We start from the raw sequence: 11,721 nt of genomic DNA on the forward strand, positions 1-11,721 counted from the left end.
TGCACAAGCTCCGATCTCGCCGATCCGACCCCCTTCCTGGCGGAGGGGCTCGTGCTGCTGACGACCGGCACGCAGTTCCTCGGCGCCGACGACGATTCGCCCGACTTCGACGCCTACGTCGCGAGGCTCCGGGGGCGCGGCATCACCGCGCTCGGGTTCGGCACCGAGGTGGTGCGCGAGGGCATCCCCCGCGGATTGGATGCGGCCTGCCGCGTCCACGGGCTGCCGCTGTTCGAGGTGCCCTATCGCACTCCCTTCATCGCCGTCGCGCGCGCCAACGCGCAGGCGATCGCCGCCGAGGAGTACGCGCGGCGCAGTTGGGCGCTCGCCGCGGGACGCGCGCTTTCGCTGGCGGCGTTGCGTGCGGACGGACTCGCCGCGACCCTGGACGAACTCGCGCGGCAGTTGGGCGGCTGGGTCGGCATGTTCGACGCCGCCGGGGCGCTGACGCACGAGCATCCGGCCGCGTCCCTGGATGCGGGCACGCGCGACGGCCTCAGCGCCGAGGTGTCCGCGCTGCTTCGCCGCGGCGCACGGGCGGGATCCTCGCTGCACATCGGTTCCACGCCGTTCCACGTGCAGACCCTCGGACGCGGCGGGCGTCTGCGCGGCGCGATCGCCGTATCGGCCGAGGTGTTCGACCGCGAGGCGCGCGGGGTCGTGACGACGGCCGTCGCGATGGCGGGGCTCGCGCTCGAGCAGCGCCAGACCCTCGCGCAGGCCACGGCCGCGCTCCGGGCCGGCTTGGCGGAGGCGTTGCTGGCCGGCGAGAGCACCCTCGTGCGGCGCGTGTCCAAGCCCCTGTGGGGCCCGCTCGGCACGGGCGCGATCGCGATCGCGCTGACGGATGCCGAGGCCGCCCGTCGCGAGGACGTCCTGCAGTGGCTGGAGAGCGCCGTCGCCGCCCGGGGCGGCTCCCTGTTCTTCGGACGCGTCGACGACGGGCTGCTGCTGGCGGCGCTCGTGGGAGACGCCGTGTTCGCCGAACTCGCCGCGAAGCAGGGCGTGCGGGTGGGCGTCTCGGCTCCCGCGACATTGGACACGGTCCCCGCCGCCCTCTCGCAGGCGCGCGTCGCCCGGGAGCGGGCTTCGGCGGGATCGGTCGCAGCCTTCGCCGAGGTGCGCGGGGGTCTGCTCTCCGTCCTCGACGACGAGCGCATCGGCGCGATCGCCCGCGCGGAGCTGGAGCCGCTGCTGCGCCACGACGCTCAACACGCGACGGCGCTTGTCGCCACCCTCGACGCATGGCTCGCCGCGGATACGGCGCACGAGGCCGCCGCTCGGGCGCTCGGGGTGCATCGACACACCGTGCGGGCTCGTCTCGCCCTCACCGAGCGCGTGCTCGGCGTGGACCTGTCCTCCTTCGCGGTGCGCGCCCAGCTCTGGCTCGCCCTCCGCGCCCTGGACTGACCGGCCGCATCCCTCGGCGAGCTGGTGGGGCGGCCCGCTCAGCCGCAGCCGCAGCTGGCGCGCACGACGAGCGCCGGGGCGAAGACGGCATCGAAGGGCGAACCGTCCTCGGGGAGCGGACCAGCGGTGCCCGCGAGGATGCGGGCGGCCGCCCGCCCCATCGCCTCCATCGGCTGACGCACGGTGGTGAGCGCCGGCGCGCTCAGGCGGCCTGCGAGAATGCCGTCGAACCCGGTGACGATGACGTCCTCCGGAACGTGCAGGCCCAGCTCGCGCACCACATCCATGGCCGCCAGCGCGTTCTGGTCCGTGGAGCACACGAGCGCTCGCGGCATCCGTCCCGCCGCGGCGAGCGCGTGCAGGTGCTCGGCCATCCGGTCGGGACCGCGCACGGTGGCGTCGACCGGCTCGTTCTCGGGCGCGATCCCCGCCTGAACGAGGCTCTCCCGGTACTGGGCGAAGCGCTCCTGGCCGTCCCAGGAGTCCAATCGTCCGACGAACGCGAACGAGCGCACGCCGTGCACGACGAGCAGATGCGTCATCATCTCGCGCATCCCCTGCGTGTTGTCGACGCGCACACGGTGGTGCCCGTCGGCAGCGGGCGCCGCGGAGAAGAGCACGATCGGTATCGAGGAGGAGAACCGCGAGAGCACCGCCGCGGAGCCCTCCGACGGGAAGATCGCGAGCCCGTCCACCCGCCCCGCCGTGTCCGCCACCGACACATCGCTGTCGGAGCCGCTGCTGAGCATGACGGGCCTGCCCATCACCCAGCACTCCAGGGCGAATCCACGCTGCACCTCGTCGACGTACAGAGGGAACGCCCGCGGGTCGGCGAGCAGCTCATCGTCGGTCTCGCCCCACGGGATGATCCGCGGGCCTTCGAGGTCGGGGCTGTGCAGATCGCGCAGCGCCCGCGCCCGCGCCTCCGGTTCGTGTGCCCGCTCGAGCATCAGGTCGAACGCATGCAGACCCAGGATGCCGGTGCGCCCGCGCGCAAGCCCTCGCGCCGACGCGCTCGGCGCGTAGCCGAGCCGCCTGGCCGCGTCCAGGACACGCTCGCGCGTCGCCTCGCTGAGCTGCTCGGGGCGGCGGAACGCGAACGAGACGGAGGCGATGGACACACCCGCCTCCTGGGCGACGTCGTAGACGGTGGTGCGGCGCGTCCGCGGGCGTTCACTCACGCGTGCGACATCCTTCCCTGCGACAGGCCGTGGGCGCCCTAGGCGAGTCGCAGCCCGTGACGCACCGGGAACAGCGGATCCCCGGTATCCGACGGTACATCCTCCCTCGACGCCCGAACGGCGGCCATGGAACGCGGAAGCTCGACGGGAAGCCGCCCCTCGGGCGCGACGCGGCCGGTCAGTGCGTCGATCACCGCCGCGGGCGAGCTGCCGTAGTCGACCACGATCGCCGCCGCATCCGCCACGAGCGGCGTGAGGATGGCGGGACGGTCGATCGTGACCACCAGCACCAGCGGGCACTGCCGCCCGATCTGCTGGAGGCGGTAGACCAGTCCCGGCGGGAAGTCCAGCGAACCCTGATGGAACCACGCCTCCAGGAACAGGTCGTCGCGCGCATCGAACGGCGCCTTGATCCGCACGATCGCAAGATCGGCGGATGCGGGGTCGGCGACGGTCGGACCGAGCTCGGCGACGTCCGTGTCGGCGAACCCCTCGACGTACAGCGCCCCGACCGGTTTCAGCGGAAGGACCGGGCCCGCGGCGCCGTCGCGGTTGAGCAGGACGGTCAGCGAGCGGGCCTGCGCGCGCTCGCCCGCCGCGCGGAACTCGGCGTTGCCGACGATCCGCTCGGCCTCATCCACGTCGACGTAGGGGTCGTCGAAGAGGCCGAGCGCGAACTTGACCCGCAGCAGGCGCCGCGCCGACTCGTCGATCCGCTCCTCGCTGACGCGACCCGAGTACACAAGCTCCAGCAGCAGCTCGACGCACTCCTCGCCGCCGAACTGGTCGGCGCCCGCATCCAGGATCTTCGCCATGCGCTCGATCGGGGTGAGCGTCTCGACGCCCCACGCCCGAGCGGGCAGCACCTGGTCGCCGACGTGGTTGTCGTTCACGAGCTCCCAGTCGGTCACGACGACGCCGTCGTATCCGAGCTCGCCGCGCAGCAGGTCGGTCACGATCTGCCGGTTGTAGCCGAACCCGACCTCCTCGATCGGCTCTCCGTCGCGCTCGAGACCCACCGGCATCCCGTAGTACGGCATCATCCCCGCCGTCCCGCGTCGGATCGCCTCACGGAACGGCTCGAGGTGGTACTCGAACATGCCGCCCGGGTAGACCTGCTCGCGGCCGTACGGGAAGTGGGCGTCCTCGCCGTCCTTCTGCGGACCGCCTCCCGGGAAGTGCTTCGTCGTGCACGCCACGCTGTCCGGCCCCAGCTGCTCGCCCTGGAAGCCCTCCAGGTAGGCGGCGGTGAACTCGGCGACGCGCTGCGCATCCTGACCCAGCGTCTGCGCCTGCCGGCCCCACCGCGGTTCTGTCGCGAGGTCGATCTGCGGATGCAGCGCGGCGCGGATGCCGACGGCCACGTACTCCTGGCGGGCGATGTCGGCGAAGGCGCGCACGGTCTCGACGTCATCGATGGCGGCGAGGCCCAGTCCCTCCGGCCACTGCGAGAACGGGCCGGCCGAGAAGGCCACCCCCGTATTCTCCACGAACGCGTGCCGCGGATCGGTGCTGATGGTCACGGGGATGCCGTGCGGCGTCTTCTCCGCGAGCGCCTGGAGCGCGTTGTTCCACGTGGCCGCCTGCCGCGCGGTGCGGATGGCGTGCACGTTGAAGTGGGTCATGTGCTTCTCGCGCACGACGGTCGTGGTCGGCGACTTGGAGATGCGTCCCGGGTGCTCCAGCAGCTCGCCGTTCTCACCGACCTCGATGACGGTCTGGAACATGAGCCCGCACTTCTCCTCGAGACTCAGCCGGCCCAGCAGGTCCTCGGTGCGCTCCTCGGGCGACAGGCGCGGATCCTCGTACGGGTCCATCACGCCGTTGCCGTTCAGGTCGCGGTAGCGGGTGCCGTCGGGGGCGGTCGAGAAGGTCGCGGACATGGGGGCCTTTCTGGGGTGCGTGTCGACGGTGCTCACTTGAGTCCCGTCGTCGCGACGCCCTGGATGAAGTAGCGCTGCAGGAACACGAACAGGAGGATGATCGGGGCGATCACCAGCACGGAGCCCGCGAGCAGGAGTCCGTAGTCGGTCGCGTTCTGCCCCGTCGCATAGAGCGAGATGGCGACGGGAAGGGTGTACATGTCCTCGCTCTGGGCGGCCACGAGCGGCCACAGGAAGTTGTTCCAGGATGCGAGGAAGGTGAGGATGCCGAGCGTCGCCAGCGGCGGCCCGCACAGCGGCATCACCACGCGGGCGAAGATGCGCAGCTTCTCCCGCGCCGTCGATCCGCGCCGCCTCGAGCAGCTCGTCGGGGATGCCCAGCATGAACTGCCGCATGAGGAACACGCCCAGGGGTGTCGTGACGAACGGCAGGATCAGCGCGGCGTAACTGCTGGTGAGCCCGAACGAGGACACCATCACGAACAGCGGCACGAAGGTCACGATGCCCGGCACCATCAGCGTGATGAGCACGACGGCGAACAGCACCTTCTTGCCGGGGAAGTCCATCTTCGCCAGCGCGTAGCCCACCATCGAGCAGAAGACGAGGTTGCCGAGCACGGTCAGCAGCGCCACGACCACGCTGTTCGTGAAGAACCGGCCGATGTCGAGGGGCCCGAACCACTGGGCGAAGTTGTCCCACGTGACCTGCTGCGGCAGCCAGGTCGGCGGGCGCTGCAGGATCTCGCTCTGCGTCTTGACCGAGCCCAGCAGCATCCACACGAACGGGAGGACCCAGACGATCAGGCCCGCAATCAGCACGGTGTAGGTGAGCGCGCGCCCGGTGAGCGCGCGACGGGCGCGGCGGGAGGCCATCGTCGTCGATGTCATGATCTCCTCCTTCAGTCCTTCGAGCGCAGCAGTCGGAACTGCACGAGGCTCACGAGCGCGATCGCGAGGAACAGGATGTAGCTGGCGGCGGATGCGGTGCCGTACTCGCCGAAGCCGAACTGCTTGAACGTGTAGTAGGCGACCGACAGCGTCGAGTCGAGCGGTCCGCCCTGCGTCATCACGAAGGCCTCCTCGAAGAACTGCAGGAAGCCGACCGAGATGAGAACAGCGCCCAGCAGCAGCGTCGGACGCAGCAGCGGCAGGGTGATCGCGGTGAGGCGGCGCCAGGCGGACGCCCCGTCCATGACAGCCGCCTCCTTGACGTCGGTCGGGATGGCCTGGAGCCCGGCGAGGAAGATCACCATGAGCGTTCCGACGTTGCGCCAGACCGCCATCGCGATGAGCGAGGGCAGGGCCCAGGTGGTGTCGTTGAGCCAGTCGGGCCCCTGGACGCCCACCACGGCGAGGGCGGCGTTGAGCAGCCCCTCGGGCTGGAGGATGTACCGCCACACGACCGAGACCGCGACGATGCTCGTGACCACGGGCGCGTAGAACCCGACCCGGAGGAAGGCGACGATCCGCCCACCGCCCGAGTTGAGTGCCAGAGCCAGCGCGAGCGCCACCGCCATCGTGACGGGGATGCCGATCACGACGAAGGTCGCGGTGACGCCCGCCGACTTGAGGAAGGTGAGGTCTCCCAGCACGGCCAGGTACTGGTTGAGGCCGACGAAGTTGACCGCGAAGGGCGAGCGGATGTCCTGCGCGCGGAAGTCGGTGAACGACATCGCGAACGAGCCGACGATCGGCACGACCATGAAGGCGGCGAAGACGAGGACGAACGGGAGAGCGAAGCCCCACGCGATCAGGCCCTGACGCCGGCGACGGCTCGAGCGGCGGCCACCGCCGGCGCGACCGGAGCCGGCCAGCGCCGCCCCGGTCGCGGCCAGTGATGTCTGCGTCATGGGATCAGTCCAGCCCCACCGCGTCGGCCTTGCTCTGAAGCTCCTTCATCGCGTCGGCGGGGGTCATGGTTCCCAGACGCACCTTCTCGAGCACGGCGTCTCCTGCCGCGGCCACCTTGACCCACGTCGTCGTCGCCGGGACGGACTTCGCGGTCTCGAGCTGGGTACCGAAGGCCGCGAGCGTCGGCTGCGAGGCCAGCGCATCGTCCTGCCACGCCGCCTGGACGGCGGGCAGGTCACCGGTCTGGTCGTACCAGCGGGCCTGCGTCTCGGGCTCGGTCAGCCACTTCGCGAGCTTCCAGGCGGAGCCGGCGTTGTCGGAGCCGTCGAACACGACGAGGTTCGAACCGCCGCTGAACGAGGTGGAGGATTCCTTCGTCGGAAGCACCGCCGTCGTGAACTTCGACGAGAAGTCCGCACCGCCGAGCTTTTCGAGCGAGCCGATCATGAAGGGGCCGTCGATGAGCATCGGCGTGCGACCGGCCACGAAGTCGGCCTCCTGTGCGCCGGAGGAGCGATCGGCGGACGGGTTGGCGAGACCCTCCGTGAAGAAGCTCTGGTAGTACTCGTACGCCTCGACCATCTCGGGGGTGTCGAGCGTCCACGTCGAGCCGTCTTCGAGCGAGGCCCCGTTGGACCAGGGCATCCAGAGTGTGCCCTGGAAGGAGTCGTTACCTGCGGGCAGGCGGATGCCGTACTCCGCTCCCGCCTTGGACTTCAGGTCAGCGGCCATCTGACTGAGCTCGTCCCACGTGGTGGGCGCGCTCGTCCACCCCGCCTGCTCGGCCATGTCGGTGCGGTAGTAGAGCACGCGCGTGTCGACGTACCACGGCACACCCGCGGCACGATCGCCCACCTTGGTGGATTCGACGGCGCCATCGAAGGCGCCGGAGGTGTCGAGATCGGTGGGAACGGTCTGGAACGCGTCGGCGAAGTCCGCCATCCAGGTCGAGCCCATCATGGCGATGTCGGGGGTGTTGCCGCTCGCGATCGCGGTCTGGAACTTGCTGTACGCGGAGTCCCACGGGATCGCTGTGACGTCGACCTCGACGCCGGGGTTGGCCTCTTCGAACGTCTTGACGAAGTCGGGAAGAGCCTCCCCTTCGGTACCCATCGCCCACATCGTGATCTTGCCCGCCGCGGGCTCGCTCCCGATGGTCGTCGCTTCCTGGGCCGCTGTTCCCGCATCATCCGCTCGTCCGCATCCCGCCAGGCTGAGGGCGGCGACGGCGAGCAGCGCGACGGCGCCGAGCCGAACATGTTTCATGGTTCCTCCTTGAACGAGACACACCTGATGGCGTCGTAACTACGGTACTTAAGCGCTTAAGAACGCGCAACCCCCATCGACGGGGCCTGTGGACGGCGAGGTCAGAGCGGGCGGAGATAGCCGCGGACGAACTCGTCGAAGAGGGCGACCATGTCGACCTCCTCATCCAGTAGGAACTGCTGCTGGAGCCCGTCCATCACCGCGCTGATGAGCCTGCCGGCGCGAGCGGGATCGACATCGGCGCGGATCTCGCCCGCGGCCTGCCCCGCGGCGATGATGCGCTCGGCGGATGCGGCCGAGTCGCGATAGCGCTCGACGAACTCTCCGTGCGCGGGGTGGGCGGGATCGATCGCGTCCGCGGCGACGGTCGTGTAGAGCGCGGAGAGGCCGCGCGGCGCGCCCTGGTTGTGGGCGACCACATCCGCGCTCTGCTCGATGAGTCTGTGCTCGGCGGGGTCACCGACGGCCGCTCGGATGCGCTCGTCGCGCTGGCGGAGGACCTCGACGAACAGCTCCTCCTTGCTCGAGAAGTGGTGGAGCACGCCTGCGGGGGTCATCCCCACGCCCCGGGCGATGGCCCGCAGCGACCCCGCGTCGAAGCCACTGCGGGCGAACACGACGAGGGCCTCCTCGACGATCTGCTGACGACGAGCCTGCCCCTTCGCGTAGCTGCCGCGCTTGCCGCGGGGCGGGGAGGAGACGGCGTCGTGGACCGCCTCCTCCCCGGTCGCCTCATCGGGTGTGCTCACCGCATCCCTCTCGTCATCGACCGCCCGACTCGCCCCAGCTCGAGCTGAACACCTGTGCCTGCATCGCGGGGCGGAGCGTGCGCTCCATGTCGCGATCCACGACGTAGTCCTTGAGGCTATCGCCGGTCAACTCGTTGCCGATGGCGGCCATGATCATCGACTGGTCCAGCGAGAGGTAGCGCTCGGCGATCGTGCCGCTGTGCACCGCGACCGCATCGTAGAAGCCGCCGGGACCGTAGGCACCGAGGTCGTTCTCGATGCGCGAGAGGTTCTCCAGGGCCCCATCGCGATCGTAGGGCAGGGCGAGGAAACTGGCGTGCGGGGTGACCACGCCGTCACCGAACTGCGGGGCGGGGTTGGCGCCCATCGAGCAACCGGGCCGGTCGACGTCGACGTCCGTCTTCTCGCGGTCGGAGGTGTAGCCGTCCGAACGCATCCCCGCGAGGTCTACGCCGTACTCCGCGTATCCGCCGAACGGATCGCTAGCGGGCGAGAAGCCCCAGTAGCCGTAGCCCGCGTCCTCACCGTGGCGCTCCTGGACAGCGACCGTGATGGGGTGGTTCAGCGCCCACGAGCGCTCGCCCCACTCGGTCTCGGGGATCAGCAGATCGGGCATGAGCGCCTCGAACATGCTGCCGCCCCAGCTGGGCACGAAGCTCATGCCGTCGTAGGAGTAGACGCCCTCCCAGACGTCGACGCCGGAGTAGGTGCGTGTGGTGCCGGTGGGCAGCTGCTCCTGCCAGGCCCAGTCGCAGCCCGGCGGCATCGTGCGGTGGGTACCGTAGAGCGCGGTCGGCGGAATCTGCCCGTTCGCGATGCCCAGGTACGTCGCGATGCGGCTCTCGCTCACCGTGGTGTCGTAGTGGTGACAGGTGTAGTACGCGGTCTCACCGGAGCCGTTGTACATGGGCGCTTCGACGCTGCAGCCCGTGGGTGCCGAGTCCCAGAAGCCGCCGCGGTTCGTGCCCGCCGGCAGACCCGCCGCTCCCGCCGGGTCGAAGAAGGCGCCGAAGTCCATCGACCGGTAGAGGGCGTCCGCCTGGCGCGCCAGACTCGGCTCCGCCTCGCGCACGATGCGCAGGGATGCGGCGAGCCAGCCGTTGTCGACCGTCGACAGGAAGGGCTCGACGGGGTCGCCCGAATCGGGCCAGGTCGTGAGCTTCGCGCCGGTCGCCGGGTCGTACCAGTTGTAGAACATGCCGCTGGCATCGTTGCGCTCGAGGTGGTCCAGCGTGTCGAGGGTCGTCCGCATCCGATCGCGGGCCTCCCGCCGATCGATCAGCCCGATGTCGCGAGCGGTCACCGTCGACCACAGGTAGCCGCCGATGTTCGTCGGCGAGGTGTAGGCGCCCGCCGTCTGCAGCGCGCCGTCGATGTTGTCCGACGGCAGACCGGTGTCAGGGTCGGTCATCGCCACCAGCGATGCCCAGGTGTCGGCGGCGTAGCGCTCCAACGTGCGGGTCTCGCTGTTGTCGTGGCCGTGGCCATGGCCGTGGCCTGCGGGCACCGCATCCGCCAGCGCGGGCGTCGCGGTCGTCACCGCCAGCACCGCAGCGGATGCGGCGGCCAGCACGAAACGGGTGGTCTTTCTCATCGTCGCTCTCCTCATCGAAAGCGGCTCCGGGGGGAACCGTGTCCCCAAACCCTTACACGTGATCGGTTTTCATTCAAGGTCCCGGCTGGCGCAGGGCGGCCGCGGTCGGCGAGGTTCTCGGAGAGGATCTCGAGCACCTGAGCCCGGATGCGGGGAGACCGCTCCCCTAGCTCGGCGGCGTCGGCATCCACGAGCACCTCGCCGAACACGGCGTGCACCGCCCGTGAGGTGTGCTCGAGCTCATCGCGGAACGTCGCACCCGCCGGCGCCAATACGAGCGACAGGTCGGCGATCTCCGCGTGGCTCAGCTGGGCGCGTGCGCCTCGAGGAACTCGTAGACCTCGGTCGTGTCGACCCCGGGGAAGGCCCCGGTGGGCAGGGTCGCGAGCAGGGTGCGGGGCGTGCGGACGTTCGGCCAGGAGTTCTCCCGCCACGCGCTCTCGAGCTCGGCCGGCGCGCGTCGGCAGCACACCTCGACCGAGTGCCGCGAGACCCCGCGGTTGGCGGTGTCTCGCCCCAGGAACCACTTCGTGTCCTCGAAGCGGACACCCACGCTGATCGAGTGCGCGCCCTCGCTCGAGTACTCGACGCGGGCGGTGCACCAGTAGGTGCCGTTACCGGTGTCGGTGTACTGGTAGTAGGGGTTGAAGCGGTCGTCGACGTCGAAGACCACGCGACTCGTCCACCGCCGGCAGCACATCTGCCCCTCGATCGCGCCCAGCCGGTCGGCCGGGAAATTCACGTCGTCGTTCTCGTACGCCTTCGTGATGGTGCCCGACTCGTGCACCTTGAGGAAGTGCACCGGGATGCCGAGGTGCACCGTGGCGAGGTTCGTGAAGCGGTGCGCGGCCGTCTCGTAGGACACGGAGTAGAGATCGCGCAGATCCTCGATCGAGATCGCCCGGTCGGCCTTGGCATCGGTGAGCACCGGCACCACGTGGGACTCGGGGACGAGCAGGGCGCCCGTGAGGTAGTTGGTCTCGACCCGCTGGCGCAGGAACTCGGCGTAGCTCGTGGGCTCCCGGTGCCCGAGGATGCGGCTGGACAGCGCCTGCAGCACCGCCGTGCGCGCATCGCCCTTCGCGGCGACCCGGCTCGAGAGGTAGAGACGCCCGTGTTTGAGGTCGGCGACGCTGCGGGTCGTCTGGGGCAGGTCGGGCACGTAGTGCAGCGTGAAGCCCAGGTGCGCGGCGATGTCGCTCGCCGATCGCTGGGTGAGCGGGCCGCCGGGGTGGGCCACCGCATCCAGGATCGCCCGGGCCTCGGTCTCGAGCTCGGCGAAGTAGTTGTTCTGCTCCCGCATGAGATCGCGCAGTTCGACGTTCGCCCGTCGCGCCTCTTCGGGCGTGGCGGAGCGCTCGTCGCGCAGGCGATCGATCTCGCCGTGCAGGGCGAGCATCGCCCGGAGCGCCTCGTCGGGCACGGTCTTGCCGATGCGGAACGCGTCGATCCCGAGCGCCTGGAACGTCTGACCCTTCATCGCCCGCTGCAGCGCGATCTCCATCGCGGCGCGCTCATCGAGCGGCTCGGCCTCCAGCAGCGCATCGACGGTCGTGCCGAGCGCCTTCGCGATCGCTCGCAGGATCGTGAGCCGAGGCTCGCGCTTGCCGTTCTCGATCATGGACAGCTGGCTGGGCGCACGGTCGACCGCGGCGGCGAGCGCGTCGAGGGTCATGCCCTGCGCGGTGCGCAGCTGGCGGATGCGGCGCCCGATCGTCAGGGCGTCGGCGTCGTCGGTCATCGGATCTTCTTCGATCGTCATGGATCGGGATTGTGTCACAAGAACA

The 11,721-nt window shown here is 70.2% G+C and carries 8 protein-coding genes and 1 pseudogene; 1 reads left to right on the forward strand and 8 read right to left on the reverse strand.

The genetic code is table 11. From position 1 onward, the window contains the following. Nucleotides 1-51 precede the first annotated feature (51 nt). Nucleotides 52-1,410 carry a helix-turn-helix domain-containing protein gene (locus tag AC1VNH_RS07335; RefSeq protein WP_483110626.1) on the forward strand — a complete coding sequence of 453 codons (1,359 nt, stop codon included), beginning with the start codon at nt 52-54 and terminating at the stop codon, nt 1,408-1,410. Between the two features lie 38 nt (nt 1,411-1,448). Here the strand turns inward: AC1VNH_RS07335 and AC1VNH_RS07340 are convergent, their stop codons facing one another. The 8 genes and pseudogenes from AC1VNH_RS07340 to AC1VNH_RS07375 form a co-directional block, all read right to left on the reverse strand. Beyond that, nucleotides 1,449-2,591 carry a LacI family DNA-binding transcriptional regulator gene (locus AC1VNH_RS07340; protein WP_483110627.1) on the reverse strand — a complete coding sequence of 381 codons (1,143 nt, stop codon included), beginning with the start codon at nt 2,589-2,591 and terminating at the stop codon, nt 1,449-1,451. A gap of 38 nt (nt 2,592-2,629) precedes the next feature. Continuing rightward, nucleotides 2,630-4,474 (reverse strand): glycoside hydrolase family 3 protein, encoded by a 1,845-nt coding sequence (locus tag AC1VNH_RS07345; RefSeq protein WP_483110628.1) that lies wholly within the window; start codon nt 4,472-4,474, stop codon nt 2,630-2,632. Nucleotides 4,475-4,506: 32 nt separating this feature from the next. After that, nucleotides 4,507-5,347: pseudogene (locus tag AC1VNH_RS07350) on the reverse strand (carbohydrate ABC transporter permease). A gap of 26 nt (nt 5,348-5,373) precedes the next feature. Beyond that, nucleotides 5,374-6,324 (reverse strand): carbohydrate ABC transporter permease, encoded by a 951-nt coding sequence (locus AC1VNH_RS07355; RefSeq protein ID WP_483110629.1) that lies wholly within the window; start codon nt 6,322-6,324, stop codon nt 5,374-5,376. Between the two features lie 4 nt (nt 6,325-6,328). After that, nucleotides 6,329-7,591 (reverse strand): extracellular solute-binding protein, encoded by a 1,263-nt coding sequence (locus tag AC1VNH_RS07360; protein WP_483110630.1) that lies wholly within the window; start codon nt 7,589-7,591, stop codon nt 6,329-6,331. 101 nt (nt 7,592-7,692) lie between these two features. Then, nucleotides 7,693-8,340: a TetR/AcrR family transcriptional regulator gene (locus tag AC1VNH_RS07365; protein WP_483110631.1), complete on the reverse strand. Its 648-nt coding sequence runs from the start codon at nt 8,338-8,340 to the stop codon at nt 7,693-7,695. 13 nt (nt 8,341-8,353) lie between these two features. Then, the gene (locus AC1VNH_RS07370) at nt 8,354-9,934 is read right to left on the reverse strand and encodes a glucoamylase family protein (protein ID WP_483110632.1); all 1,581 of its coding nucleotides are present in this window, start codon (nt 9,932-9,934) and stop codon (nt 8,354-8,356) included. 304 nt (nt 9,935-10,238) lie between these two features. After that, on the reverse strand, nt 10,239-11,696 hold the full coding sequence (locus AC1VNH_RS07375; protein WP_483110634.1) for a helix-turn-helix domain-containing protein: 1,458 nt from the start codon (nt 11,694-11,696) through the stop codon (nt 10,239-10,241). Nucleotides 11,697-11,721 lie beyond the last annotated feature (25 nt).

This window comes from Microbacterium sp. KU4F (assembly GCF_056868075.1).

What these genes read in the sequence shown, in the direction of transcription:
- AC1VNH_RS07375 (WP_483110634.1), bottom strand. Translation starts at nt 11,696, where the DNA reads ATGACGATCGAAGAAGATCCGATGACCGACGACGCCGACGCCCTGACG.
- AC1VNH_RS07370 (WP_483110632.1), bottom strand. Translation starts at nt 9,934, where the DNA reads ATGAGAAAGACCACCCGTTTCGTGCTGGCCGCCGCATCCGCTGCGGTG.
- AC1VNH_RS07345 (WP_483110628.1), bottom strand. Translation starts at nt 4,474, where the DNA reads ATGTCCGCGACCTTCTCGACCGCCCCCGACGGCACCCGCTACCGCGAC.
- AC1VNH_RS07355 (WP_483110629.1), bottom strand. Translation starts at nt 6,324, where the DNA reads ATGACGCAGACATCACTGGCCGCGACCGGGGCGGCGCTGGCCGGCTCC.
- AC1VNH_RS07360 (WP_483110630.1), bottom strand. Translation starts at nt 7,591, where the DNA reads ATGAAACATGTTCGGCTCGGCGCCGTCGCGCTGCTCGCCGTCGCCGCC.